The organism is Luteibacter sp. HAY1-4A (assembly GCF_056755355.1).
Map to the genome: position 1 here is coordinate 26,326 of NZ_JBNDHZ010000033.1, position 26,657 is coordinate 52,982.

Here is a 26,657-nt window from a genome sequence, read left to right on the forward strand (position 1 = left end):
GTGAAGGCGCGGCTTGCCGGCATCGCATGCGTCGCCGCGCTCGTGGCCGCCGTCGCGTGGCAATGGCATGCGGACGATGCCGATGCCCAGGCGCACACGCTCACGGCCCTCGATCCGGACGCCGTGCGCCACATCGAAGTGGACCTTCGCGGCCTCCCCGGCCAACGCTTCGACCGCAACGAGGGCCGCTGGACGAGCGCTACCGCCCACGCGGACGAGGGCCGCGCCGAGGATCTTGCATCGCTCGCCGCCACGCCCGTCGCCTCATGGCGGCCGGCCTCCGAATTCGACGCGGCGAAGATAGGCCTTTCGCCGCCGGTGGCCGTGCTTGTGCTCGACGACATTCGCCTGGAGTTCGGCGACATGACGGCACTCGGCAAGCAACGCTACGTGAAGGTGGGCGACCGCATCGCCATCGTCCCGGCGCAGGCGCTGCCCCGCGCGCCGCGCACGGCGTCGCTGCCGACGACCTCCGGCGGCGTGCCGTAGCGGCCGGGCGCTAACGGGGGAGAAGGCGGTACGGCTTGCCAGCGCGGCTTCCGCGCCCCATCTTTGCGCCATGCCCGAACTGCCCGAAGTAGAAACCACACGCCGCGGCATCGCCCCCCATGTCGTGGGCCGCCGCATCACGGGTGTCGTATTGCGCCGCCCCGATCTGCGCTGGCCGATCCCGCCGGAAATCTCGATGCTCCTGCCGGGGCAGGTCGTCGACGATGTCGAGCGCCGCGCCAAGTACCTGCTCCTGCGCACGGGGGCGGGTACCGCGCTGTTGCACCTGGGCATGACCGGAGTGCTCCGCGTGTTGCCCGCCGATACACCCATCGGCAAGCACGACCACGTGGACATCGCGTTCGACTCCGGCGATGTGCTGCGCTTCACCGACCCCCGCCGCTTTGGCGCCTTGCTCTGGCAGATGCCAGGCGAAACGCACGAATTGCTCGAGGGCATAGGGCCCGAACCGCTCACCGACGCATTCGACGGCGACGTGCTGTGGCGTGTCTCGCGCGGCCGGACGGCGGCGGTGAAGACCTTCCTGATGGACAATGCCGTCGTGGTCGGTGTGGGCAACATCTATGCGAGCGAAGCCTTGTTCGCCGCGGGCATCGATCCTCGCAAGCCGGCGGGCAGTGTGTCGCGCGCCCGTTATGCAAAGCTCGCGGCCGAAGTGAAGCGCATCCTCGCCTACGCGATCGAGCGCGGCGGCACCACCTTGCGCGACTTCCTCGCGCCCGATGGCGCACCGGGCTATTTCTTCCAGGAACTGTATGCGTATGGCCGCGCCGGTGAGCCTTGCAAGGCATGCGGCGCGGCCATACGCGTGGTCACCCTCGGTGGCCGGGCATCGTTCTACTGCCCGGCCTGCCAGCGCTGAGGGTCAGGGCTGGGGATGCAGGCCGATGCTGAACTCGGCACCCACCAGCGAGATTGGATTCTCACCGTACACCGTGGGTGTAGAACCGGTCGAGGAGACCACATCGCGCAGGTAGAACCCTTGTTCGCCGGTCCTTGGAATCCTGAACAGACGATAGGGATAGTGTGACTGCCGAGCCCGGCGGCTGCTCAGCATGTGCATGTCTATGCGGACCCATCCGCCGAAGGAACTGCCGAGGGTCGCGTTCGCATCGGCGCCGCCCGTCCGAGGCAACGTCGCAACGGACCCCGTCGGAGCGGCGTTCATGGGCGTTTCGGGCGGCAGCGTGGTCAAGACAACGCCGTGCACCCCGTTCGCCGAGCGGAGTTGCGGCAATGTGATCGTGCCCTGGTTCATTTGTCGCGCCAGTACTTCGCGCGGCAGGTACACGTAGGCCACATCGGGCCAGTCCCGGATGGCGACGCGATGATGCTTGGCGCTCGTTGCCGGCGCCCGACCGGGACGGGCGGAAGACGTCGATGGCCCGGCGGGCGGCTGCGTGGACGGTTGGAAGGCTCCGGCAGTAGGCCGCTCAGGCATGTCCAGCGCCTGGGCAAGCGTCAACGGCGGGGCGGCGGGTGACGTGGCGCGAGCGGCGGCAAGCGCCGCGTCCCATGCCCGCTGCTGTGGCGACGTGGTGGCGAGGAGCGGGTTCGCCCTTTGCTGGACCTGCGCGCGCAAGGTGGCGACGAATTCGCTCAGGACGAGGCGCCTACGCAATTCGCTTATCAGCACGATCCGCTGCGAATCGGTCAGCGCGGCCACATCCGGATGCAGACGATTCGCGTCGTCGAGGATGTCCTTCACTTCGACCATCATCACGGCCAGGGCCGACCCGCGCCCCGACCCTCCGCGCAACCCGACGTTTCGGAAGTGCCAGCGGCCATCGGCAAACCGCTCGATCGCCGGCCCGGAGACGCGCGCATCGAGTGCGCCGGGCCGGCCGAGCCGCCAGCCGGCGATGTCGGAGTCGAAGCGCACGTTGTACATCGCACCGCCCTGACGGATGTAGCGGTTTCCATCGATCGTATACACACCCGACGCCGGTGCCCTTCCCGAAGGCACGGTCACGCCACGGGCCATGAAGCGCTTCTCGAAAAGCGTGTCGGGCGCGGGCAGCGCGCGTCGCGTCGGAAGGAGCGTGCGCGAGCCGGGTGCCGCGCGCATGTGCGCACCCACCGATGCTGGTACCTGCGTGTACAGGGGCAGCAGGCTCAGTCCTGCCGTATAGCCTTCCACGAACGCAAGGAAGGCTCCCGTGCCTTCACCCGCCTTCACGTGGTCGTAGAACCGCCAGCCCGACTGTGCCGCGTGCGGCAGGCTCTTCACCGTGCCTGCCACAAACTCCTTCACAAGTTGGAACGGCACGTTCCAGCCCCACACGTCGAAAACGCTGTCCCAGTCCGCGCGAGCGGTCGTGCGGGCCAGGTCGGCGGCGTTGCGCTTGGCGAGCTGCAACGCGAAGTCGTAATCCGCGTCGAGGAATGAGCCCGTCACTTCGCGCTCCTGGAAGCGCTCCGTGAGCTGCGTGCAGCTACTGCGCGGGTTGCATTCGGCGAGATTGAATACCCATTTCCAGTCGCGCCCGCCATTCAACGCAGGCGTGGCGAAGTGCCGCGCCCCCGTACTGTCGAACGCGGCGAAGTCCACCGGAAGGCGATCGAGCAGGTAGCCCTCGAAACGAGGATCGAGGAGGAAATCGCGCGTCAGTTCCGCGCGATCGCCGAACTCGCGGAAGACGATGCCATCCGGTGCGTCCGGCGTATAGAGCACCACGCGGTGCACCGCTTGGCGCTGGCGTGCGGAGACCAGGAAGACACCCGCCAGCGGTGCGCCCTTGTACGTGAGCTGGTGGACGACGATCTCATGCCCTTCGACCTTCCGTCGCGCAGCCGGCGAGGGCTCGTCGAGTACCGCCTGCACCCACTGGAAGCCACGCTCCCGGTGATCGTCCTGGAAGGAACGTGGCTCGTTGGGATCGAAGTAAACAAGGCGCGCGTCGGCCGCCTCGAAGCGCATGCGCGCGGACTGCAGCGCGTGATGCGACGCGCGCCGCTCCCTGCCCTCGGCCGAATGACCCAGCGTGTCGTCCAGGTGTCGGGCATAGCGGGTGGGCAGATCGAGTTCGCGAACGACCTCGCGGATGGTTTCGGCGGGCACGGCGTCATGTACCGAGCCGTCTTCGCGAATCACCTGCAGGTGCTCGGTCGCCAGGTTGCCGATGTTCCGGTACGCCAGCGCGACCAGCGGGAGTTCCTCGTACGGGAAGCCCGAAAGGAGGGTCGCTACCGGATTCTCGGCGACGCGACGCGTAAGGCGCACGCCAATCTCATGCGGCGGTACATCGATACCGCGTTCGCGCAATGCCATCCACAGCGCCGTATCGGCAAACCACGCCAGCGACGGCACGGCGATGCCGTCGCGCTCCCGGCGCCAGGCATCGCGGTAGGCCGTGGCCGCCTGGTGCCAGTGCTCGCGCACACGTGCCGGCTGCCTGTCGAGGCGTTCCTCGTCCATCTTGGCGGCCAGGGCAAGGTCCCGCCGCCGAACGATCGCGTGAACGTCCACGATTGCGGGAAGATCCAGTGCGGCGTGGAGACGGTCCTGCAGCGGCACGACGCTACCGTCTCCATCGAATGACGCCACCACCCGCTCGCGCATATCCGCCACGAGTCGCCTGGCCAGCGCATCGAACACATTACCGTCGATGGCGCGAGCATCGGGCAGACGCGTGTCCGGCAGGCCCTCGGGATCCACGTCGCCACGGAAATCGAGTTCGACGTCGCGATACAGCTCGTCGAACGAACGGAACACCTTCCAACCGGCGTCGACGGTAAAGAGCAACACACGGCCCGGATCGCGATCGCTATCGAGGACGAGCGCACCCGCGTGCGGCACGCCGCCGACGAAGAGTTCCCGAGCGTGCACATCACCGGGCAACGGACCATCGCCGGCATGTCCGGTCACCAGTGCGATCGTCTCGGCGGCATCGTCCGCAAGCGTGCCGTCGTTCCGCCGCATCGATGCGTCGTCGCGAGCGGCTTGTGCAAGGCGCAAGGCAAGGGCATGGCGTCGCGGCACGAACGCCCTTCCGGGTACGTGCTCGACAGGGGCTTCCCAGAACGCATCCAGGTCGGCGAGGAACGACTCGCTGGCATCGACGAGGGAAGGCGTGTCGGGAAGCGCATCTTTCTGGCTGACGAGCCAGGCCTGCGTCTCCTGCATGCGCTGGAGCGCCGCGACGGGAGCCTCATTGGCGTGGGTGACGTGCGCAGGGGGCGCCTGCGGCGGGAGCATGTCCAATGGCATTCCTTGGCGTGGAAGGGACAACGAGATTAGACGCGGTGACACCCGCGGTCTGTCCGTGGTCCGGGATGTCGGGCACTGGATAACTCCTACTACCGCTGTGGGACGAGTCCATGGGTACGAGCGCGCGAACCTGCCGACGACTACAGCGTGCGACGGCATAACCCTACGGCGCCACGTGGACGCGCGCTCCTAGACTGCGGCTTCCCCGACAAGGAAGTACGCGCCATGAAGCCACTCCCCTCAGTGATACGAGCGGCGACCCTGCTCGCCGCCGCATGGCTCGCCGACACGGCGCCGGCGCAAGCGCCCGTGGACATGGATCTGCCTTTCGACCGCTACAGCTGGGTCGCGACACACAACGCGTTCACCAGCGCCGCCAGCTCATCGCGGAACTCGACCGGGCTCCGAACCTGGTGGGTACGACGTTCGACCCGTTCAGCTGGTCGACGCCGGCGTGGCCGACTTACGCGGACATCGTGCAGAGCGGGCGACGCATCCTGATCTTCAGCCTCAATCGCGACCAGAGCGGTGTCCTCATGACACGCGGCGGCGCCGTGACGATCATGCCGAGCGAGGACTTCACCGTAGAAAACTACTGGAGCCTGGGTAGGACGCCCCTCTGGCACGACTACAGCTGCTACAGCCGCTGGGGAGATACGCAGCCCCTGTCCAAGGCCGAGATCGACGTCAAGCCCGGATGGCGACCGCTGTTCACGATGAACCAGTTCCACGGCGTGTCGTGGCAAGGGCACGCCCGCGAGGACAATACGTTCGCTGACCGGCCCCGTCAGTCGGGCCAGCGCATCTCTGCGTGCGTGTTGTTGAAGCGCGGGTCTTGCTCGTCGCCGGACAGTTCGACGACAAGACCGCCAGCCACGCCGTCGACTTCGATACTCTGTGCCGCATCGAAGTGGGCACCGAGCGCCCCCAGTTCCACGAAGCGTTCCGACAGCGCGCCCGCACGGTCGATCTCCCTATCGGGCACGTTCGTCAGGCTGATGTCCGGACGGCCGAACTTGCGCATGCCGCGTGTGCGGATCCAGGAGCGTCCCTTGGTTTCTTCCGGGCTGCACAGGATGAGCACGTGGTGACGTGGCGGCGCGCCGCCCGGCACGAGATAGTGCTCCCGCCATGCCGCGGCGTCGAAGAGCGTGAGGATCTGCGGATCGACCACGGCCTTGCCGCCGACGTCGGTCAACGCCGCGACCACGCCCAGCGTGTCGCGGAGGTAGTCGAGCCTGTCGCGGTCGGGGAAGCGGCCACGAATGGCGACGACATGCGGTGCGGCTTTGGCTTCCTTGAACGCCTCGGCGTTGTCCTCGCGCAACAGTTCGCCCAGCGCGCCGGAAAGGGGGTAACCCTCCCAACGCGACAGCACGGCGTTCTGGAAGCGCTGCAACTCGACGCCCTCGGGCAAGCCGGGGCTGCCGTAGCGGGCGGCCGGAATGGCGAGATCCTCAGGGAAGGCACCGAATACGAAGAAAAGCAGTACGGCCTGCTCATCGCTCGGCTTCCAGTAAGGGCGCGGCCATTCGGCGGCGTTGGGCGTCGTCTCGGTCACGCGTGGCTTCCTTCTTCGGTATCGTTCTCGTCGAGCGGCAGCACCGATTGCTGCAACTCGATCCTGCCGTCGCCGCCGGTGATGCTCTTGAACTCGGCTCGGCTCACCGAGACATAGCGGTCGTTGCCCCCGATCTCAACCTGGGGGCCATGCGTCACGGCCCGGCCGCGCTCGTCCACGCGCACGACCATGGTCGCCTTCTTGCCCGAGTGGCAGATGGTCTTGATCTCGTCGAGGTTGTCGGCCCACGCCAGGAGGTACTTGCTGCCTTCGAACAACTCGCCCCGGAAGTCGGTGCGCAGGCCGTAGGCGAGCACCGGGATACCCAGGCGGTCTACCACGTCGGTGAGCTGCCACACCTGCGCCTTGCTCAGGAACTGGGCTTCGTCGACCAGCACGCAATGGAGCGGCCCATGACGCTCGATGTCCTGCGCGACGATGCCGTAGATATCCTCTTCCGCGGTGAAGCGCGTCGCGCGGGCTTGCAGGCCGATGCGCGACGCCACCACGCCTTCGCCGTAGCGGTCGTCCAGCGCCGGCGTGAGGATAACCGTGCGCATGCCGCGCTCGTGGTAGTTGTGCGCGCTCTGCAGCAGCGTCGTGGTCTTGCCCGCATTCATTGCGGAGTAATAGAAATAGAGCTTGGCCATGCGGCTCAGTCCTGTCGTGAGGCCGTATGGTAGCGAAAAAGGCGGCTACCCCGCCTCGCCTTCGTCGCTATTGGCGCCGCGGCGTAGCGGAACTGCAACGTCGCCTGAGGCAACATGCGGACGCGGCAAGGCCATCCCCAGCCTTTTCGGCATGACGCCGAACGCCGCTCCCCAAGAAAGGATTCCCATCATGCCTACCCGTATCGCCCCCACCTTTGCAGCAACCCTTTGCCTCGCGATTTCGGCGCTCATGCCGGCATTCGCCCAGGACACCTATGCGCCGCAACTCCCACCACTGGATAAACCGCTGAACGAACTCACCTGGACAACGACTCACAACGCTTACGCCTACGTAACGCCGATCGTTCGCAACCAGGGCTACGACATCAAGACACAGCTGGCCGATGGCGTGGCGGGACTCATGCTCGACCTGCACGAATACAACGGCCGCGCCTACCTTTGCCACGGCGCCTGCGAGAACGTGAACAACCTCGGGATTCGTACACTCGCCGATGTGCTGAACGAGGACGTCATGCCCCATCTCGCCAGGAATCCCGCGGCCATCGTCACGCTGTTCCTCGAAGATTACGTGTCGTACACCATGCTGAAGGCCGAGTTGGACAGGGTGCCCGGTTTTGCCAGAGCCACGTTCGACCCTTCCACATGGTCCGACAGCAGCGACTGGCCCACGGTTCGCGAACTGTTTCGGTCGTCCCAGCGCCTCCTCGTCTTCACCGACAACGACGCCAACGCCGGCGACTATGCGTTGACGAGTGGCAGGGCCACCGTGATGTCCGGCAGACGCGCTACCGTAGAGAATTACTGGAGCCTGGGTGACACCATTTTCACCCACGACCTCTCGTGTCGCTCGCGCTGGGACGACGTGCCGTTGCATACCCGGCAGACCGACTTCTTCCCCGGGAAATCCTGGCCGCGCCTGTTCGTCATGAACCACTTCCACGGCGTGGGTGAAACGCTCCACGCCCGGGCCGACAACCGGCTGACCGACCTGCTCACGCGCATCAAGAGCCATTGCGCCCCCAAGGCGGGCCGGCTACCCAATTTCATCGCCGTCGATTTCTACCACCAGGGCGACGCCTTGGAATACACGGCTATGCTGAATCATGGCGGGCTCATTCTCTGGGAGGGCAACGACGCCCGTAAGAGCGCCGTGTGCGCCATTCCCTATACGGGCGAACCGGCACTGTTGTCGTTCACGTCGTCGGACTCGCCCGTCAAGGGCTGCGAAAACGACAGCGCCCGTTCGGCCACGCTGCACAACCTGAAGGCGGGATCCCGGATCCTCGTCTCCAACTCCCCCAAGGGCCCCACCGGCGGCGGCGACTGGGCAACCATCATCGTCAAACGCGACATCGAACGGGTGGAAATCGGCTCCTTCGAGAAGAACATGAACAATGACGACGTCCAGGTCGTCCACTACGGGAACAGCGGGCTGGACGGCCGGGTCTCGCGGGTGGCGCTGGCCATCGACGCCCCCTGATCGACCGGCCCGGCTGGGCGGGACCGCACCTGCTAAGATGCGCGGTCTCGCCCGTCCCGGTCGATCCCATGCTCAACCCCCAACAACACGCGGCCGTCGAGTATTGCGACGGCCCCCTCCTGGTGCTGGCCGGCGCCGGTTCCGGCAAGACCCGCGTCATCACCGAGAAAATCTCGCACCTCATTTCGCGCCGTCATCTCGCGGCCGAGAAGATCGCCGCCATCACCTTCACGAACAAGGCAGCGAAGGAAATGCGGGAGCGCGTCGGACGCCTGATCTCCGACGACGCCGCGAAGGCGCTCACGGTGTGCACCTTCCACGCGCTCGGCCTGAAATTCCTCCAGATCGAGCACGATCGCGCGCGCCTGCGCCGCGGCTTCTCCGTGCTCGACGCCGACGACAGCGCCAACATGATCAAGGAGCTGTCGCCGAAAGGCGTTAAGCCCGAAGTGATCCAGGGCATCCGCAATCTCGTCGGCCGCGCCAAGAACGCCGGCATGACGCCGGAGGAAGCGATGGCTTCCGCGCGCAGCCCACGCGAGATCGAAGCCGCCACGATCTACGACCTCTACCAGCAGCGCCTCGCGGCCTTCAACGCCGTGGACTTCGACGACCTCATTCGCCTGCCGCTGCGTATCCTTGAAACGGATGACGATGCGCGCGCCATCTGGCAGGAGCGCCTGCGCTACCTCCTGGTCGACGAATACCAGGACACCAACGACGCCCAGTACCGCCTGCTGAAGGCCATCGCGGGTCCGAAGGCGCGGTTCACCTGCGTGGGCGACGACGACCAGAGCATCTACGCCTGGCGCGGCGCGAACCCCGAGAACATCGACCAGCTCGGCCGCGACTTTCCCCAGTTGCGGGTCATCAAGCTCGAGCAGAACTATCGCTGCGCGAAGCGCATCCTGCGCGCCGCGAACCACCTGATCGCCAACAACCCGCACGTGCACGAGAAGAAGCTCTGGAGCGACCATCTCGAAGGTCCGCCCATACGCGTGCTGGAATGCAAGGACAACGACCACGAGGCCGAGCGAATCGCCGCCATCGCGTTCAACCTGCACGAGAAATACAAGGACAAGGGTGTCCGCTGGGACGACTTCTGCATCCTCTATCGTGGCAATTTCCAGGCCCGCGCGCTCGAAAAGGCGTTGCGCCTGGCGCGCGTGCCGTACCACCTGAGCGGTGCGCTGTCGTTCCTCGACCGCGCGGAGGTAAAGGACATCCTCTGCTACCTGCGCCTGCTCACGAACCCCACCGACGACGCGGCCTTCCTGCGCGTGGTGAACGTGCCCAAGCGCGAGATCGGCGCCACCTCGCTGGAGAAGCTCGGGCAGATCGCGCAGTCGCGCAATGCGTCCCTGCTCGATGCCGCGCGCAGCGACGCCGCGCTGAAGAACATCGCACCGCGGGCCGCATCGGCGCTGGCGGGGTTCGCCCGCCTGATGGACGAGCTGCGCAGCCATGCCGTGCACGAGAGCGCGGCGGACCTGGTGAACTCCGTGATCGAGAAGTCCGGGTATGGCGCGCACATCGCGGCGTCCACCCCCGACGAGGCGCTGCGCGAGCGCCGCCTGGGCAATCTGCGCGAACTGATCGACTGGTTCCGGGCCATGGGCAAGGACGGAGGCCGCACCGGCGACATCGCGGCGCAACTCGCGCTGCTGAGCCATGCCGATCGCGACGACCCCGGCAACGCATTGCGCATGATGACGCTGCATTCGGCCAAGGGCCTGGAATTCCGCTTCGTCTTCATCGTCGGCTGCGAGGACGGCACGCTGCCCCACGAGGGCGCGATCGATGAAGGCCGCCTGGACGAGGAACGGCGGCTGATGTACGTCGGCATCACCCGTGCGAAAGAGATGCTGACGCTTTCTTTTGCGGCAAAATCGCGCAAGTACGGCGAGATCCTCTCCAACGATCCCAGCCGGTTCCTCCAGGAACTGCCGCAGGACGACCTGCACTGGGACGGCAAGGACCCGGACGCGGATGCCGAAGTGAAGAAGGAAACCGCGGAGACGCACATGGCACGCATCCGCGCGATGCTGGCGGGCGGCGGCTAGCCGAGTCCCGTCAGATCAATCGCTCGGCCTCGAGCTCGCTCTTGAGGTACGCGTAGTAGATCGGCGCCGCCACGAGTCCGGCGAGGCCGAAGGCGGCTTCGAACACCAGCATCGCTACCAGCAGTTCCCACGTACGGGCGCGGATCTGGCCGCCGACAATGCGTGCGTTGAGGAAGTATTCGAGCTTGTGCACGACGATGAGGAAGCCGAGCGCCGCGACGCCCACCCATAGCGATACGGACAGGCCGGCGATGGTGATGAGCACGTTCGACACCAGGTTGCCCACGACCGGCAGCAGTCCGGTGACGAAGGTGACGATCACCAGCGTCTTCGCCAGCGGCACGTGCACGCCGAATGATGGCAGTGCGATGAGCAGGAAGATCGCCGCCAGGGCGGTGTTGATCGCGGAGATCTTCAGCTGCGCGAAGATGATGTTGTGGAACGCATGCGCGAGGCGCCGGGCGCGCGTCGACAGTTCGAACGCGAGGGGCCGCGCGGCGCGGCCGCCGGCTCCGTGCGACACCGCCACGATCGCACCGAGAACCAGGCCGATCACGATGTGCACGAATACCCGCGCGGCCGTGGTGCCGACCAGGCGCAGGTCGGCGGCATGGTCGTGCACCCAGGCCATGCCCTGCTCGCGGAAGTCGACGAAGCTGTCGGGCAAGTTGGTGGTCAGCCACGCCGGCAGTTGCTCGTGCGCCTTGGTGAGCAGCGGCAGGAGTTTTTCGTCCCATAGCTCGCGCGGGTCGCCCAGGTCGCGGCGGTAGAAGGTCAGCGTGGCGACCACCAGCAGGATGATCACGCCGACCACGACGGCCGTCACCAGCGCGACCGCGATGGGCCGGGCCCGCTCGCTCGGCGCGATTCGCCGGATCAGCGGCGTGAGGCTCTCCACCACCTCGTACACGAGCAGTCCGGCCAGCAGCGCCGAGATGAGGTGGAGCCAGAGCACCGCCCACAAGGCCACCGCCGCCAGCACATAGGTGGCGATGCGAAGGGTACGGGTGTCCTGCGGTATGCCAGCCATGCCGGAACTCCTTTGGGGTGGCGCGATTCCAGCAGCCGTGGGATGAACGCTAGATCAAGTGCCCGGCTTCGAGTTCAGCCTTCAGGTAGGCATAGAAGATGGGCGCCGCCACCACCCCGGGCAATCCGAAGGCGGCCTCGAAGAGCAGCATCGCCACCAGCAGTTCCCACGCACGGGCGCGGATCTGTCCGCCGACGATACGTGCGTTGAGGAAGTATTCGAACTTGTGGATGACGATGAGGAAGGCTAGCGCGCCGAGGCCCACGTAGAGCGAAACGGAGAGGCCGACAATGGTGATGGCCGTGTTCGACAGCAGGTTGCCGATGACGGGCAACAACCCCACGACGAACGTGATGACGATGAGCGTCTTGGTCAGCGGCAGGTGCACGCCGAACATCGGCAGCACGGCGAGCAGGTAGATGGCGGTGAATAGCGTATTGAACAGCGATATCTTGATCTGCGCGAACACGATGTTGTGAAAGGCATCGGCCAGGCGTGCGCTGCGCAGGCTCAGTTCGGCCGCGAACGGCCCCACCTGGTGCGTGGGCCGCGCGCGGCTGAGGGCGACGATGGCGCCGAGCACCAGGCCGATGATGATGTGCACAACGACGCGCGCCGCTTCCTTGCCGGCCAGTTGCAGGGTGACCGCATGCGAACGCGCCCAGTCCATGGCGGTGATGCGCAGGGCGTCCACGCTCTCCGGCAGGCGGTCGACCAAGGCCGGCGGCAATTGCTGCCGCGCACGCTCCACCAACGGCATCAGGCGGTTCTGCCAGAGGTCTTCCGGATTGCCGATCTCGTTACGGAAGAAGCTGATGCCCCCCAGCACGAGGAGCGTGAGAAGCCCCACCACGATCACGCCGACCAGCGCCACGGCCAGCATGCGTGCGCGGTCGCCCGACAGGCGCCTGCCCATGAGCGGCGCGGTCGATACCACCACCTCGTACACGAGCAGACCCGCCAGCAGCGCGGGCAGGAGGCGCAGGTAAAGAACGAGGAACAGGCCGAGCCCGGCCGCGATATAGCTGGCGATGCGCACGGCGCGTGTCCGCGAATTGGCGACTTCCATGGACGGTCCCGTCGTGGATGAGCGCGCAGTCTGTCAGGACGCAGGGGGCCTGGGAAGCGCGCGCACCGCCTTCACAGTGTCGTAAACTGCCCCGACAATCGCCGCCCTCGGCGCGATGCGTCACCCAAGGGGTTTCCATGCTGAAGTTCGTTCCGGCCGCCCTCGCGGTCGCCCTCTCCCTGGCGGGCTGCGCCCACGTGCCGCCCGCCGCCGCACCCGCTCCTGCCCCCGCGCCGGAAGCCGCGGCGCCGGTCGCCGCCGGTGTGGCGGCCGACGACAACCTCAATGCGGTTGCCTGGTCGCAAAATGCCAGTGAGCACGATTTCATCTTCCTGCAGACCTATCGCGACGCGCAGGAGAAACTTCTCAAGGCAAAGAAGGATCCCAACTGGGATGCGTTGCCCAAAGACGACCGTGCGGCGCATGCCTCGCTGAAGGGCCTGAAGCCCGCCGTGATCCTCGACATCGACGAAACCGTGCTCGACAACTCGCCCTACCAGGCGCGATTGATCCGCGCCGGCGGCGAGTTCAATGAAGCGGACTGGGCCGCCTGGTGCAAGGAGGCCATCGCCCGCCCCATGCCGGGGGCGCTGGCGTTCACGAAGTTCGCGGCGGAGCACGGGGTCGCGGTGATCTACATCTCGAACCGTGCCAAGGATCTGGACGAAGCAACGCTCGCCAACCTGCGCGCGGCGGGTTTTCCCGTGGCCGGCAAGGGCTCCTTCCTCGGTCTGGGGACGTTCGTCGAAGGGTGTGAGCAGGTCGGCAGCGAGAAGGGCTGCCGCCGCCAACTCGTGGCGAAGGATTACCGCGTGCTCATGCAGTTCGGCGACCAGATCGGCGACTTCGCCAACGTCTTCGGGAACACGGCGCAGGGTCGGGAAAAGGCCATGGCGCCTTACACGGACTGGATCGGCGAACGCTGGTTCGTCTTTCCCAACCCGACCTATGGTGCCTGGGAGAGCGCATTGTTCGACAATGACTACACGCTGCCCCGCGCGGAACGACGCCAGAAGAAGATAGATTCACTTCGGGACAAGTAAATTCAATGAGTTAGATGATGGAAGCTGACATATTGCTTTAGCAATGTCGGCCAACTATCATTCCTCTCGCCGAAACCTGTGGCGCCAAAAGCAATGCAGGCAAGGCCATTTCCCTTTCCGGCTTCGGGCTGGATAACCCCGTGAGGCCTCGCGTCTCCGGGGTTTTTTCTTTTCGGTGTCCTGGCGCCCGCGGGTTCCCTTCCCCGCCCCGTGTATCCTCCACGTCCCCCACGCCCACCGCGCCGCCCGGACCCGCCATGCGCCGCCATCGTTCAGCCCTTCGCCTCGCCTTTGTCCTGCTCGTCGTGTTGCTGGCCGCCTGCAACCGGCAGAAGGAAGCACCCGGAACACCCGGCGGCGGTTCCCCCGAGGACGCCGCGCGGGAGTCGCTCGCGTTGCTGCGCGACGGCAAGTTCGACCTGTTCTGGAAGCACGCGCTGCCGCCGGCGGACTTTGCCACGCTCAGGGCCGACTGGCCGCGCCGGAACGCCGCGCAGGCGGCCATGGAACCGGACGACAAGGCGAAGTTCGAGGCGGGCGTGAAGCGGCTCACCGAGCCGGACGCCGAGAAAAAGCTGTTCGCGGAACTGCGCCCGACGCTCGTCCGTTTCGACCGCGACTACAAGGACCAGATGCCGCTCATCGCAGGCATCGGCCAGTCGATGGCCCTCACAGCCATCGATCAGGCGAAAGACCTCACGCTGTCGCAGAAGCGGCAACTGCGCGAAGCGGTGAACGTGGTCGGTCCGTGGACGCAGACCGTGCCCTGGGGCGACCAGGCGAAGGCGAAGGAAGCCATCGGCATCGTCGTGGACACGGCGCGGAAGGCGGGGCTCTCCACGCCCGAGGCCCTGCACGCCATGGACTTCGACAAATCCATGGCCACCTGGTCCACGGCGTGGCTGGGATTCAAGCGCCTGCTCGAGGTCTACGGCCTGTCGATCGACAAGAGCTTCGACTCCGTGAGCATCGACACGATCGAGAGCAACGGCGGGTCGGCGCACGTGAAGATCACCTACACGCTGCTGGACAAGCCCATCCAGACCGACGCCACGCTGGTACTCCTGGATGGCCGTTGGTATGACAGCGACCTGCTCCAGCGCGTGCGCGACGAGCATGCGCGACTGGCGCCGCCGGCCCCTGCTTCCAGCGCGCCCGCCCCGGCATCCAGCGCCAGCCCGCCCCAGGCACGCATGCCCGGTGCCCCGGTGGCGGACGCCAAGGGCCGTTGAGGCCTTACAATCCCGGAATGTCCGAATTGCAGATGAGTGCGGATCCGCACGTCCACGTCGCCCGTTCACCCTGGTGGTTCAAGCTGCTGGGTCGCATGCTCGAACCCTGGGTTCGCATCAAGCGCGAGCCCGCCGAACCCGCTGCCCTCCTCGGCAGCGGTGCCGCCGTCTGCTATGCCATCGAGCGCGACGGCACGTCCGACGCGCTGATCCTCGAGCGCGCCTGCCGCGAGGCGGGCCTGCCCAGTCCGATGCAGTTGCTCGACCTGCCGGGTCGCCGCCGGCGCTCGGTGTTCTCCCTCAGCCGCCGTCATGGATGGTTGTTCGGCCGCACCGACGCGCGCGGTCCGCGCGAGCCGATCGGCCAGCTCATTCGCGCGATCGAAGACGACCCGTCGCGCGACATCCAGGTAGTACCCGTATCGATCTACGTCGGGCGCGCGCCCAACCGGGAGAGCGGCTGGTTCAGCGTGCTGTTCGCGGAAAACTGGCTGGTGGTGGGCCGCTTCCGGCGCATGCTCGCGCTGCTGCTCAACGGTCGCGACACGGTGGTGCACTTCTCCGCACCGGTGTCGCTGCGCAGCGTGCTCGACGAATCGCACAACCTCACGCCCGAGCGGCTCACGCGGAAGATCGCGCGCGTGTTGCGTACGCACTTCCGCCGCATTCGCGCCGCGGTGATCGGCCCCGACCTGTCGCACCGGCGCACGGTAGTGGACGCCGTGCTCAATACGCAGCCCGTACGCGACGCCATCGCCGCCACGGCAAGCAAGGAAAACATCACGCTGGCGAAAGCGCAGCGCCGCGCGCGCGACTTCGCCGTCGAGATCGCGGCGGACTATTCGCATCCCGTCGTGCGGTCCACGTCGTTCCTGCTGTCGAACTTCTGGAACAAGCTGTACGACGGCATCGCCATGCACCACTTCGACAAGGCGCGCGCGGCGGCGCCTGGCCATGAAGTGGTGTACGTGCCATGCCACCGCAGCCACACCGACTACCTGCTGCTGTCCTACCAGCTGCACCATTCAGGCGTGGTGCCGCCGCACATCGCGGCGGGCGTGAACCTCAACCTACCCGTGGTGGGCCCGATCCTCCGCCGCGGCGGCGCGTTCTTCCTGCGCCGCAGCTTCAAGGGCAACGCGTTGTATTCGGTCGTGTTCAACGAATACCTCGCACAGCTCGTGGATCGCGGCGTGCCGCTGGAGTACTTCATCGAGGGCGGCCGCTCGCGCACCGGCCGGCTGCTCGCGCCGCGTGCCGGCATGCTGGCGATGACGGTGCGCGCCTTCCTCCGCGCGCCGCGCCGCCCCGTACTGTTCCAGCCTGTGTACATCGGCTACGAGAAGCTGATGGAAGGCAAGTCGTACATTGGCGAACTCTCCGGCAAGCCGAAGGAAAAGGAATCCCTGCTGGGCCTGCTTCGCGGGCTCAAGGTACTGCGCCAGCGCTACGGCCATGTCACGCTGAACTTCGGCGAGCCGATCCTGCTCACGCCCGTCCTCGACGAAGCGGCGCCCGACTGGCGTGCGACGACCGCCGACCCCGACGTGAAGCCGGAATGGATGAGCAGCGTGGTGGACGACCTGGCCGAGCGCATCCAGGTGAACATCAACCGCGCGGCGGACGTGAATCCGATCAACCTGCTCGCACTGGCACTGCTGGCCACGCCCAAGCACGCCATGGCGGAGAACGACCTGCTCGCGCAGCTCGAACTCAGCAAGGCGCTGCTCCAGGAACTGCCCTACTCCGATCGCGTGACCCTCACGCCGATGAACCCGCAAGGCATCGTTGCCTACGGCGAACAGATGGGCTGGATCCGCCGTGTGCGGCACCCGCTCGGCGACGTGCTGGTCACGGACGGCGAGCAGGCCGTATTGCTTTCCTATTTCCGCAACAACGTGCTGCACCTGAATGCCGCGGCAGCCTGGGTGGCGGCATGCTTCCTCAACAACCGGCGGATGTCGCGATCCTCGGTGGTTCGCCTGGGGCGCATCATCTACCCGTTCATCCAGGGCGAGCTGTTCCTGCCGTGGGACGAAGACGGTTTCGCGACGCAGGTGCAGGAAACCATCGAATTCTTCGTCCGCCGCGGCATCCTCGAGGCCAGCGCCGAGGGCCGCGTCCTCGAGCGCGGACCCGGCCAGGACGACGGCGCGTACCAGTTGCGGGTCATCGCGCGCAGCATGCTGCAGGCATTCGAACGCTACTACATCGCCATCGCGGCATTGGTGAAGAACGGCCCGCACACCATGAGCGCCGGTGAACTGGAAACCGCGTGCACGCTCACCGCGCAACGGTTGAGCCTGCTCAACGAACTGTCGGCTCCGGAATTCTTCGACAAGGCGCTCTTCCGCGGCTTCATCCAGAAGCTTCGCGAGGCGAAGGTCGTCTGGACCGATGCCAACGGCAAGCTCGATTTCAGCGAGGCGCTGGAAGACATGGTGCGCGACGCCCGCGTGATCCTCGCTCGCGAAGTGCGTCATTCGATCCTGAAGATCACGCCGGGTGGCGATACCGATCGCGACCTCGATGCACGGCCGCCGGTCGATCCCGACGACGGGTCGGCGGGCGAATCGCTGCACGACCGGCACGTGGCGAACGAACACGAACGACACGACAAGCATCACCACTGATCCCAACGCGGATACCATCTCCCCATGGAAAACGAGAAAACCACCCACTTCGGCTTCCGCGACGTTCCGTTGGCCGACAAGCAGAAGCTGGTCGGCCAGGTGTTCACGTCGGTGGCGCGCAACTACGACCTGATGAACGACCTGATGTCGTTCGGCATCCACCGGTTGTGGAAGCGTCATTTCGTGGCCGTCAGCGGCGTGCGCCGCGGCGATCGCGTGCTCGACCTGGCGGGCGGCACGGGCGATATCGCCGCGTTGCTGAAGCCGGTGGTCGGCGACGAGGGCGAAGTGGTGGTCGGCGACATCAATGCGGCCATGCTGGGTGTGGGCCGCGACCGCCTCACCGACCGTGGCCTCGTCTCCGGCCTGCGCTGGGCGCAGATGAACGCGGAGGCCCTGCCCTTCCCGGACAACAGTTTCGACGCGGTCACCATCGCGTTCGGCCTGCGCAACGTCACCGACAAGGACAAGGCGCTCGCCGACATGCACCGTATCCTGAAACCCGGCGGCCGCGCGCTGGTGCTGGAATTCTCGAAAGTGCAGAGCCCCGTGCTGTCGAAGCTCTACGACGTGCACTCGTTCAAGATCCTGCCCCGCCTGGGCCGCCTGTTCGCCAACGACGCCGATAGCTACCAGTACCTCGCCGAATCCATTCGCAAGCATCCGGACCAGGAAACACTGAAGGGCATGATGCTGTGCGCCGGTTTCGGGCACGTCGAAGTGCGGAACCTGAGCAACGGCATCGTGGCCATCCACCGCGCCTACAAGTTGTAAACCGGTCGGCTGTCGGGCATACCCGACAGCCTTGCCATCCAGCGGCGGACACGGTGTCCGCTTATTCACCTGCATAGCCGCGGGCGACGCCGAGCTACGTTTTGGGAATTCCCAAGGCACAGGTAGCTCACATGGACATGCTTCCCCCGCAGGCGCCTCCCGCCATCACGCAAGGCGCAAACCAGGAAGCCGTGGACGCCGTATCCCGGCTCGTTGATGCGCAAGCCTGGCTGCTTGATCAGCAGGCTGCCGTTCCGATAGCTTCCGAACTCGCCCGCGCCGAGGATCTGGCGGCTTACCTCGACACCTTGAGTGCCTTCTGGGCGCTGCCGGCCGCCGACCCGGCCAGCGGGTCCAGCATGCCGCGCTCAGCCGCCTTGGCATCGCGACTGGCGTCCATCATGCGCGACGAAGCCACACTGCGCCTCGCCGACGGTACGCTAGCGCCGGAGGCTGGCGACCTGGCCCTGCGGTTCGCGCGCTCCTACGGCGGCTCGCTGCCGCCCGGCCTGCGCGCTGCGGAACTCCTGCTCGACGGTACCGCCGACGTCGCTGCTGTCGTCGTGACCGACGACAACGTGACGGGGCTCGCCCTCCTCTTCACGCCGGCACGCGGCTGGGACGCCTTCACTTCGCTCGACGAGTTGCACGCGGAAACCGAGCACCGGGTCAACGTCGACATCGCGCAGGGCACGCCGCCACCCGTCGTTCCGATCGAGGACCGCCTCGTGTTCGACGATATCGTGCGCGTGCATTCGCGAGAGTTCACCGCCGACCCGTTCGACGCCATGGCGAGTCGGCTGCTTGAAGTACAACGGGATCGCGTGCGCAACGTCGCCGCCGACGCCGCCGAAGGGCTGCTCGATACCGGCGCGCACGACGAACGCATGCTGGCTGCCACGAGCCTGGATGACATGCTCGATATCGGGTCCCTGATGCGGACACGCCATGCGCGGCTGGCCGGTTCCCTCCTGGAGGAGCGACTGGCGTCACTGCCCGAGCACATCAAGGACGAATGGCTGAATGCCATGGCCGAGCACCAAGCGGCGCTGGAGCGAAGCCAGCGCTTCGACGACGGTGGCGCACCAGACCTGGTTCCGTTGCGCGACTTCGCGCATCGTGCCGTGAAAGAACAACTCGCCATCATGGGCCTTTCCGTCGACCCGGACGACGTCTCCATCTCCGCGTACGAATGGCCGGAAGGCGCGCCACAGAACGATGCGGACCTCACAGCTGGGAGGCGCCTGGCGTCCTTTTCCTTGACCGACCTCGCATTGAAGAACATCGGCATCTTCGACAACCGGTTCCTCGTAGCGACCGGCCCAGGAGGAGAGGAACTGCTGCCGCAACTCACGTTTGGCGGTATCAAGAGCCTCGTTCGTGACCTCGATGTCGCGAGGAAGTACCACGACTACCTGCTTGAAGTGCTGAAAACGTCCCCCGAAGGTCAGCTCACTCGCGCACTCGCCGCCGACCTGCACCGTGCGCGCATGCGGCTCGATCTCGCCGACGCCCGCGTGTCGCAGCATCATCAGGACGAACCCGATTCCTTCTTGCCGGACCGGCTCGAGCGCGGGTACGCCTGGGCGAAAGCCGTGGTCGATTCGCCTATGCCGACAGGCCGGGCGCGCGTCGAGGGACACACGATCGTCGCGCGTCAGGTCACGTACAACGGCGCGGCGGTGAGGGACGTATTGATGATCAGCGCGGAGCAGGAAGGTGCCGTGCCGAACGTGGTGTTCTACACGCCGGGTGCACCGGACGGCCTTGCGTTTCGTGAGTTCCGCACGCGCGCGGAAGCCAATGCTGAGTTCTTCAATGCACCCGCTTTCGACGAATACCTGCTCGGCCGCTTGCCCAACGATGTGGCTGTCGTGGAAGCAGGACGCCGCGACCGGCAATTCAGGCGAAGCGCTGCGAGTGAGCGATTCCGCTGGGTGTTCTCGCAGGCATCGGGGCCGTCGCGGCCGCGCAAGGCCTATCTGTTCGGTGAGAAGACGATCACCGGCAATGCGTTCGAAGCGCAATACGATGCCGCGCTCTCCATCATGGCCAGGAATATCGAGCCGCTCGCACGCACGAGCTCCGCGGCGATCGCCGACGAGCTTCCCGACATCGATGTGGAGAGCGTCCAGCGATCCTTCGCGCGACTCCTCGGACGACCGTTCGCCGCTGCCTGGCGGAGCTACGACAGCATCAAGGCGGGCGACCATGCGCAAGGCTTCGTCCAATTTGCCGACGCGTACGTCAGTGCGCTCGACTACCTCTCGATTCCCTCGCTGAAACCGCTGGCCGGCCGCGCGATCGCCGTGCGCGCGACGAAACAGTCGCGGCAGGTAAGCTCTACCAGCAAAATGCTCCGGGACCCGGACACCGTTTTTCCCGCCACCTATCGCGCGAAGGCCAAACCGTCGGATGCGCAGTCGGTGGAGCGGGGCATCCACTACATCGACGGGAAGGCCTACATCCAGCAGGACCGGGCGATGTACGTCGTGCGGTTCGATGCGGACAACGCGACGTGGCGCCTGGTAAGGCCTGGCGCATCCGGAAGCGCATATGCCATCCCTGTCGCGAGGGACGCCGGCGGCACCTGGCGATTCAACCGTAACGTGGGGCTGCGCGGCGGCAATCCGAGCGGAGTCCGACCGTCGGACCTGTCCACCGTCCTGCGCGAAATCATGGAGCGCGACCCCTCCATACGCGGAATGACGGGCCAGCAACTCGCCACGATGGAACGACGCCTGGTGCAGGAGCTAGGCAGCTATGAAGCGGCGCAGTCGCTCGCGCTGCGACGCTCGCGGCTGCTCCCCATGCGAGGTAAGGAAGCCGGGCACTGGCAGGCCGCCAGCGATGCGGCAAGGTTGGCCAGGCCCATCGGCAGGCCGCCAGCGCAGCACCTCGCGCCACCGCGGATGCCCGCCCGCCTGTCCGGCCGCAACCACGACCTCGTTCCTGTCGATCGCTCACAGTGGCCGACGACAGTACGCCACTTCACGCGGTCGGATTCCCTCGCCGCCATCCGAACCGACTATTTCCTTACACAGTCGCTGGCGCGCCGCAGCTTCCCCGCCGGTGTCTACGTCACCACGCTCGACCCCGCGACCAAGACGCGGGACCAGATTTCACGTGCCATCTCGGGCACCAACCAGTGGCGCTACAAGGGCAACTTCCAGAGGAAGATGGAAACCTGGCTGGAACTGGATACGAGCAAGCTCCCGCCGGGCACGACGATGCACCGCGTGGCGAACACCGCGCCCGGTACCTACGTGATCCGGCCCCCATCCCTGCTTGGCGGCGGGCACGCGAGCAATCCGGGTTTCTCGCTCCCCGGCCTCAATATCCGCCCCGCGGTCGTGGGAACTGGGCAATGGCCGGCGGCCGGGCCCTGACCGGATCCGGGTAGCGGCCCACGGGACAGGGGCGGCGGCCGGCGAGCCAATGGCATACTGGGGATCTTCCTCCAACGGATGATCCCCAGCGATGCGTCTGCTTCCCGTGCTTGCCCTCACCATGGCGTTCCCCGTCGTGGCCTTCGCCGCCGACCCGCACTCATACGCCCAGCCGGACGCGGTGCGCGTCACCCATCTGGACCTCGACCTCACGCTGGACTTCGGCAAGCGCGAGCTGGCCGGCAATGCCACGCTGAAGCTCGACTGGAAGGACGCGAAGGCGAAGGACCTCGTGCTGGATACGCGCGACCTGAAGATCGCCGGTGTCGAGGCGGTGGACGCCTCGGGCAAGCGCACGCCGCTCAAGTTCGCGCTGGCTCCACGCGACAAGGAGCTTGGCGCCAAGCTCACCATCGCCGCGCCGACGCATCCCGCCGCGATACGGATCACGTATGCGACGGTGCCGGAAGCCTCGGGTCTGCAGTGGCTCACGCCGGAACAGACGGCCGACAAGAAACAGCCCTTCATGTTCTCGCAGTCGGAATCGATCCACGCGCGTTCCTGGGTGCCGTTGCAGGATTCTCCGGCCATCCGCTTCACCTACGATGCGCACATCGCCGCGCCGAAGGATGTTCGCGTCGTCATGAGCGCCATCAACGACGCGAAGCATCCGCTGGACGGCAACTTTTCCTTCGACCAGCCGCACCCCATTCCCTCCTACCTGCTCGCCATCGCGGCGGGCGACCTCGCGGTAAAGGAAACCGGTCCACGCAGCGCGGTGTACGCAGAGCCCAGTGTGGTCGGCAAGGCCGCGCACGAATTCGAAGACACCGAGAAGCTGATCGCCACCACCGAGAAGCTCTACGGGCCGTATGCCTGGGGCCGCTACGACATTCTCGTGCTGCCGCCCTCGTTCCCCTTCGGCGGCATGGAAAATCCCAACATGACCTTCGCCACGCCGACGGTGCTGGTGGGTGACAAGAGCCTGGTTTCGCTGGTGTCGCACGAGCTGGCGCATTCGTGGTCTGGCAACCTCGTGACGAGCGCCGCGTGGCGCGATATCTGGTTGAACGAGGGCTTCACCACCTACGTGCAAGGCCGCATCACCGAGGCCGTGTACGGCAAGGCGCTGGCGGACGAGGAAGCCCTGCTCTCGGCGCGCGCCCTGCAGAAGGGCATCGGCCAGATGCCGGCCAACGCGCAGAAGCTCACGCCCGACCCGCGCGGTATCGGCGCTGACGACGCGCTTTCGGACGTTGCTTACGACAAGGGATCGTGGTTCCTGCGCACGCTGGAGCAGCGCTTCGGCCGCGAGAACTTCGACGCCTACCTGAAGGGTTATTTCGCGCACTTCGCCTTCCAGAGCATCGACACCGACACGATGTTCGCGTACCTGAAGGCCAACCTGCTCGACAAGTATCCGGGCAAGATGAGCGAGGCCGAAGCCCGCGCATGGATCTGGCAGCCGGGCATTCCGAAGGATGCGCCACTGCCGTCCTCGCCGCGCTTCGAGGCCATCGATCGTGAGCGCACCGACTTCCTCGCCGGCAAGCTCGACGCCTCCAAGCTCGACGCGAAGGGCTGGAACACGCAGGAGTGGATGTATTTCCTCGACCGCCTGCCCGACGTGACGCCACTCGCGAAGATCAAGGACATCGATGCCGCATGGCATCTCACCGGCACGCCCAACGCCGAGATCGGCATGCGCTGGTACGCGCACGCCATCGCCGCGGGCGACAAGGACGTGTGGACGGCTGCCGCCGAACACATGACCCGCATCGGCCGCCTCTACCTCACCACGCCTGTCTACCGCGCCTTCGCACGCACCCCGGAAGGCCTCGCGTTCGCGAAAGAAACCTACGCCAAGGCCAAGAGCGGCTATCACCCCATGACGCAGCAGGCGGTGGAGCGCATCCTCGCCGGTACGGCGAAGAAGAAGTAACGCAAGGTTTTACGCGCCCCGCAGGGGGTGCGGACTTGCATCCTCCAACGGCGCCCCGCATCTTGCGGGGCGTCCTTACGTTCCGGGTTCCTTTCCATGGCCAAGACCCCCACGCTCGCCAACGCCGATAATCGTCCGCTCTGGCAAAGGCTGCTGCTACGCAGGTTGAAGTTCCTGGTCGTCGTGGCCGTGGTGCTCGGCCTGGGTGCGGGCCTCGTCTATTTCTTCGCACCCGGCATGCTGCTGAAGGCGGACGCGGCGCGACAGGCGATGTCGGCTCACCTGGAGAAGAAGAGCGTCGCCGCCGGCGATACCGTATGGTCGTATTACGAGGGCGGCGACGGCCCCACCATCGTGTTGCTGCACGGATTCGCCGCCAACAAGGAAACATGGCTCGAGATGGCGAAAGGCCTTACCGACCATTTCCACGTGGTGATCCCCGACCTGCCCGGCTGGGGCGAGTCGTCGCGTCATGACGGTGGCGATTACGGCGTCGGCGCGCAGGCCGATCGTTTCGAAAGTTTCGCCGCGGCCATCGGCGCGCAGCGCTTCCTGCTCGTCGGCCAGTCCATGGGTGGGGCCATCGCGGGCGTGTATGCGGAGAAGCATCCGGAACGCGTCGCCAGCCTCGTGCTGATGGGCTCGCTCGGGCTCACGTTCAAGGAGAACGACTTCGCCCGCGAAGTGAAGGCGGGGAACAACCCCTTCGTCTACCACGACCGCGCGGGACTGGAAGCCTTGCTTGCCCGGATCTTTGTCACGCCGCCGCACCTGCCCGGGCGCGTCGAAGATGCGCTGATCGCGCGCAACGAAAAGGATCGTGCCTTCATCGAGCGCACGTTCGACGAGCTGAAGCAGCCGGCGCAGGCGTTCTCGCTCGATCCGGTGATCGGCAAGCTTTCGATGCCGGTGCTCGGCCTGTGGTGCCACGACGACAAGATCATCGACGTATCGGCGCTGGATACCTTGCGCGCGGGACTGAAGAGTTCGCCCTCGATCGGTGCCACGGTCATGAATGGCTGCAATCACATGCCGATGCTGGAAAAGCCGGTGGAAACCGCGCGCATCATCACGGGCTTCGCGCTCGCGCACTGAGGCAACTTGAATCGCCGACAGGGTCGGCTCCCACCAAGCTGGCATAACCTGATGCTGGCATAGCTCTGGTGGGAGCCGGCTATGCCGGCGATCCCGCGGCAGCGGGCAGGCTTACCGCAAGCACCCTTCGCCGCTGAAGCGGCTCCCACACAGAGCTTGCCTCAGTCAGCCACGTCGGCGATCAGCCTGTCGAGCTGCCGCTTCAGGCCGCTGCCGTTGGCACGGAGCCACGCGCGCTGTTCCTTGTAGTCGGGGAACACGTTCTCGACCCAATGCCAGAAACGCGGCGAGTGGTTGCGCACCTTCAGGTGGCAGAGCTCGTGCACCAGCACATAACGCAGCGCCGCGGGTGGCGCGAGGGCCAGCGCCAGGTCGAGGTTGATCCTGTCGCGCGTGTCCAGGCTGCCCCACAGGCTCTTCAACGGACGGATGCGCAGCGCGGTGGGCGCGGCATTGATCTGCGGTATGTAGGCGGGAAGCCAGCGCGAGACGTCGCGGCGGATCTGGGCCTCGAAATGGGTGGCGAGCAAGCCCCGCGCCACGAGCAAAGCGCGCGTGTGCGGACGCGGAATGCTGAGCACCAGCGCACCCGGTTCGTGATCCACGCGCGGATACGCACCCTCGGCCCAGTCGAGGACGATGTCCTCGCCCCGGAACGGAAAGGTGGTGGGCACGCCGACACGCAGCGGCGGCAGCGGCACGGCGTCGAGATGGAACTCGTCCAGCTTCTGTTCGAGCCAGTCGGCGTGGTGGCGCAGGAAGGCTGTCATCTGCGCCACGTGGGTCCCATTCGGGTACGTGAGGCGCGCCCCCTTCGGGGTGACCGTGAGACGCAGGCGGCGGGCACGCGGGTGCGCCGCCTTCAACACCTTGATGGTGCCTCCGGTGGGGGTTGCGAGTTCCAGCCAGTCGCCGTCTTCCGATGTCATGCCGCGAGTCTCGTACCGATCCCGACGAACATCCCACGAACCCGTATCACCGCCTGCGACACCCGGACCGGTCACTCCGGCCGCGGGAGTTTGAACCACTCCTCCAGCTTGCCCAGCAGGCGCTCGTATTCCAGCGCCATGAGGGCGAAGTTCGCGTCCATCTCGGCGGCGGCGGACTCCGGGCTGTCGGCCTGCTCGTCCAGTACCACGTCGGTGAACTTGATTTTACGCAGGATCAGGTCTTCGCCAAGTACGAAGGAGATGCGGTCGTCGAACAGCAAACCCAACTGGAACACCTGTTTGCCGGTGCGCAGGTGCTCGCGAATCTCATCGGTGTCGAGATCCTGGCGGCGGCACCGTGCAATGGCGCCGGAGGCCGTCGCCGGGTCGCGCAGCTCGCACTCGTCGCCCAGCGCCAGGCCGGCCGGGAGTTCCCCGGTGGCCACCCAGTGGGTCATGAGGAGACGGGGCGACTCCTCCGGAGCCAGCGGCACCGCGGGGAAGCTGCCCAGGGCCTCGCGGATCTGGCTCAGGGTGTTTTCGGCGGATTTGCGGCTGGAGGTATCGAGCACCAGCCAGCCGTTCTTCCGGTCCGCGTAGGCCTTCATGCGGGAACTGCGCACGAACGCCCGCGGAAGCAGTTCGTTCATCACGTCGTCCTTGATCTTCTTGCGCTCGCGGCCGCTGACCTTGCGGCCTTCCTCCTCGGCGATCTTCTGCACGCGGTTGGCCAGTTCGTCGTTCACGACCGACGACGGCAGGAGCTTATCCTCGCTCCCCACCGTGACCATGGTGTTGCGGCCCACCACGTGGGTCAGGCCTTCTTCGTTCCGCCCCAGGGGCGAGACGAAACCGCGGGTGGACATCTCCATGGGCCCCACCGGCCGCAGGCGGTGCTCGGGAAGAGCCTCGTCGAGGCGCTCCAGGTCGGCGGCCACCGGTTCGGAAAAGCGGAACAGCGTCAGGTTGCGAAAGAACATGTATCGACGGATCTCATGAAAAGGGATCTGTCTCTTATACACATCT

Annotated in this window: 18 protein-coding genes; 11 read left to right on the forward strand and 7 right to left on the reverse strand. The window is 66.3% G+C overall.

Features of this window, described 5'->3' with window-relative positions:
* Both ACPYOD_RS12475 and mutM read left to right on the forward strand, forming a co-directional pair.
* Positions 1 to 489, forward strand: a complete 489-nt coding sequence (locus tag ACPYOD_RS12475) for a hypothetical protein (RefSeq protein ID WP_481302050.1) — start codon at positions 1 to 3, stop codon at positions 487 to 489.
* A gap of 70 nt (positions 490 to 559) precedes the next feature.
* Entirely contained in the window at positions 560 to 1,372 is an 813-nt protein-coding gene (gene mutM / locus ACPYOD_RS12480) for a bifunctional DNA-formamidopyrimidine glycosylase/DNA-(apurinic or apyrimidinic site) lyase (protein ID WP_481302051.1), read from the forward strand.
* A 3-nt stretch (positions 1,373 to 1,375) separates the two neighbouring features.
* Here the strand turns inward: mutM and ACPYOD_RS12485 are convergent, their stop codons facing one another.
* From ACPYOD_RS12485 to ACPYOD_RS12495, 3 genes are all read right to left on the reverse strand, one after another.
* Positions 1,376 to 4,708, reverse strand: a complete 3,333-nt coding sequence (locus tag ACPYOD_RS12485) for a dermonecrotic toxin domain-containing protein (protein WP_481302052.1) — start codon at positions 4,706 to 4,708, stop codon at positions 1,376 to 1,378.
* A gap of 799 nt (positions 4,709 to 5,507) precedes the next feature.
* Entirely contained in the window at positions 5,508 to 6,281 is a 774-nt protein-coding gene (locus ACPYOD_RS12490; protein WP_481302053.1) for a hypothetical protein, read from the reverse strand.
* The gene (locus ACPYOD_RS12495; protein ID WP_481302054.1) at positions 6,278 to 6,931 is read right to left on the reverse strand and encodes a thymidine kinase; all 654 of its coding nucleotides are present in this window, start codon (positions 6,929 to 6,931) and stop codon (positions 6,278 to 6,280) included. Before ACPYOD_RS12495 ends, ACPYOD_RS12490 begins: the two co-directional genes overlap by 4 nt.
* Before the next feature lie 190 nt (positions 6,932 to 7,121).
* Between ACPYOD_RS12495 and ACPYOD_RS12500 the strand changes: the two genes are divergently transcribed.
* A complete protein-coding gene (locus tag ACPYOD_RS12500) occupies positions 7,122 to 8,432 on the forward strand; it encodes a phosphoinositide-specific phospholipase C-related protein (RefSeq protein WP_481302055.1) in 1,311 nt (436 codons plus the stop codon).
* Positions 8,433 to 8,500: 68 nt separating this feature from the next.
* The gene (locus ACPYOD_RS12505) at positions 8,501 to 10,495 is read left to right on the forward strand and encodes a UvrD-helicase domain-containing protein (RefSeq protein ID WP_481302056.1); all 1,995 of its coding nucleotides are present in this window, start codon (positions 8,501 to 8,503) and stop codon (positions 10,493 to 10,495) included.
* A gap of 10 nt (positions 10,496 to 10,505) precedes the next feature.
* Here ACPYOD_RS12505 and ACPYOD_RS12510 read toward each other — a convergent pair whose 3' ends face one another.
* Both ACPYOD_RS12510 and ACPYOD_RS12515 read right to left on the reverse strand, forming a co-directional pair.
* The gene (locus ACPYOD_RS12510; protein WP_481302057.1) at positions 10,506 to 11,525 is read right to left on the reverse strand and encodes an AI-2E family transporter; all 1,020 of its coding nucleotides are present in this window, start codon (positions 11,523 to 11,525) and stop codon (positions 10,506 to 10,508) included.
* A 49-nt stretch (positions 11,526 to 11,574) separates the two neighbouring features.
* On the reverse strand, positions 11,575 to 12,594 hold the full coding sequence (locus ACPYOD_RS12515) for an AI-2E family transporter (protein ID WP_481302058.1): 1,020 nt from the start codon (positions 12,592 to 12,594) through the stop codon (positions 11,575 to 11,577).
* Positions 12,595 to 12,731: 137 nt separating this feature from the next.
* On the opposite strand from ACPYOD_RS12515, the gene ACPYOD_RS12520 reads away from it, so the two are divergent.
* The 7 genes from ACPYOD_RS12520 (at position 12,732) to ACPYOD_RS12550 (ending at position 24,702) form a co-directional block, all read left to right on the forward strand.
* The gene (locus ACPYOD_RS12520; RefSeq protein ID WP_481302059.1) at positions 12,732 to 13,637 is read left to right on the forward strand and encodes a 5'-nucleotidase, lipoprotein e(P4) family; all 906 of its coding nucleotides are present in this window, start codon (positions 12,732 to 12,734) and stop codon (positions 13,635 to 13,637) included.
* A gap of 257 nt (positions 13,638 to 13,894) precedes the next feature.
* Positions 13,895 to 14,869, forward strand: a complete 975-nt coding sequence (locus ACPYOD_RS12525; protein WP_481302060.1) for a hypothetical protein — start codon at positions 13,895 to 13,897, stop codon at positions 14,867 to 14,869.
* Positions 14,870 to 14,886: 17 nt separating this feature from the next.
* Positions 14,887 to 17,502, forward strand: coding sequence for a glycerol-3-phosphate 1-O-acyltransferase PlsB (plsB, locus tag ACPYOD_RS12530; RefSeq protein WP_481302061.1), 2,616 nt, complete (start codon positions 14,887 to 14,889; stop codon positions 17,500 to 17,502).
* 24 nt (positions 17,503 to 17,526) lie between these two features.
* Positions 17,527 to 18,276, forward strand: coding sequence for a bifunctional demethylmenaquinone methyltransferase/2-methoxy-6-polyprenyl-1,4-benzoquinol methylase UbiE (ubiE, locus tag ACPYOD_RS12535; protein WP_481302062.1), 750 nt, complete (start codon positions 17,527 to 17,529; stop codon positions 18,274 to 18,276).
* A gap of 131 nt (positions 18,277 to 18,407) precedes the next feature.
* A complete protein-coding gene (locus tag ACPYOD_RS12540; protein WP_481302063.1) occupies positions 18,408 to 21,665 on the forward strand; it encodes a dermonecrotic toxin domain-containing protein in 3,258 nt (1,085 codons plus the stop codon).
* 91 nt (positions 21,666 to 21,756) lie between these two features.
* Positions 21,757 to 23,607, forward strand: coding sequence for a M1 family metallopeptidase (locus tag ACPYOD_RS12545; protein ID WP_481302064.1), 1,851 nt, complete (start codon positions 21,757 to 21,759; stop codon positions 23,605 to 23,607).
* 96 nt (positions 23,608 to 23,703) lie between these two features.
* Positions 23,704 to 24,702 carry an alpha/beta fold hydrolase gene (locus ACPYOD_RS12550; RefSeq protein ID WP_481302065.1) on the forward strand — a complete coding sequence of 333 codons (999 nt, stop codon included), beginning with the start codon at positions 23,704 to 23,706 and terminating at the stop codon, positions 24,700 to 24,702.
* 161 nt (positions 24,703 to 24,863) lie between these two features.
* On the opposite strand, the gene ACPYOD_RS12555 is transcribed toward ACPYOD_RS12550, so the two are convergent.
* Complete coding sequence (locus ACPYOD_RS12555; RefSeq protein WP_481302066.1) at positions 24,864 to 25,631, reverse strand: M48 family metallopeptidase; 768 nt, start codon at positions 25,629 to 25,631, stop codon at positions 24,864 to 24,866.
* Positions 25,632 to 25,702: 71 nt separating this feature from the next.
* Positions 25,703 to 26,611: a recombination-associated protein RdgC gene (locus tag ACPYOD_RS12560; protein ID WP_481302067.1), complete on the reverse strand. Its 909-nt coding sequence runs from the start codon at positions 26,609 to 26,611 to the stop codon at positions 25,703 to 25,705.
* Positions 26,612 to 26,657: the final 46 nt, after the last annotated feature.

Coding starts and splice junctions, on each gene's coding strand:
- ACPYOD_RS12545 (WP_481302064.1), top strand. CDS start 21,757: ATGCGTCTGCTTCCCGTGCTTGCCCTCACCATGGCGTTCCCCGTCGTG.
- ACPYOD_RS12555 (WP_481302066.1), bottom strand. CDS start 25,631: ATGACATCGGAAGACGGCGACTGGCTGGAACTCGCAACCCCCACCGGA.
- plsB (WP_481302061.1), top strand. CDS start 14,887: ATGTCCGAATTGCAGATGAGTGCGGATCCGCACGTCCACGTCGCCCGT.
- ACPYOD_RS12515 (WP_481302058.1), bottom strand. CDS start 12,594: ATGGAAGTCGCCAATTCGCGGACACGCGCCGTGCGCATCGCCAGCTAT.
- mutM (WP_481302051.1), top strand. CDS start 560: ATGCCCGAACTGCCCGAAGTAGAAACCACACGCCGCGGCATCGCCCCC.
- ACPYOD_RS12495 (WP_481302054.1), bottom strand. CDS start 6,931: ATGGCCAAGCTCTATTTCTATTACTCCGCAATGAATGCGGGCAAGACC.
- ubiE (WP_481302062.1), top strand. CDS start 17,527: ATGGAAAACGAGAAAACCACCCACTTCGGCTTCCGCGACGTTCCGTTG.
- ACPYOD_RS12505 (WP_481302056.1), top strand. CDS start 8,501: ATGCTCAACCCCCAACAACACGCGGCCGTCGAGTATTGCGACGGCCCC.
- ACPYOD_RS12540 (WP_481302063.1), top strand. CDS start 18,408: ATGGACATGCTTCCCCCGCAGGCGCCTCCCGCCATCACGCAAGGCGCA.
- ACPYOD_RS12500 (WP_481302055.1), top strand. CDS start 7,122: ATGCCTACCCGTATCGCCCCCACCTTTGCAGCAACCCTTTGCCTCGCG.
- ACPYOD_RS12550 (WP_481302065.1), top strand. CDS start 23,704: ATGGCCAAGACCCCCACGCTCGCCAACGCCGATAATCGTCCGCTCTGG.
- ACPYOD_RS12510 (WP_481302057.1), bottom strand. CDS start 11,525: ATGGCTGGCATACCGCAGGACACCCGTACCCTTCGCATCGCCACCTAT.
- ACPYOD_RS12485 (WP_481302052.1), bottom strand. CDS start 4,708: ATGCTCCCGCCGCAGGCGCCCCCTGCGCACGTCACCCACGCCAATGAG.
- ACPYOD_RS12525 (WP_481302060.1), top strand. CDS start 13,895: ATGCGCCGCCATCGTTCAGCCCTTCGCCTCGCCTTTGTCCTGCTCGTC.
- ACPYOD_RS12520 (WP_481302059.1), top strand. CDS start 12,732: ATGCTGAAGTTCGTTCCGGCCGCCCTCGCGGTCGCCCTCTCCCTGGCG.
- ACPYOD_RS12560 (WP_481302067.1), bottom strand. CDS start 26,611: ATGTTCTTTCGCAACCTGACGCTGTTCCGCTTTTCCGAACCGGTGGCC.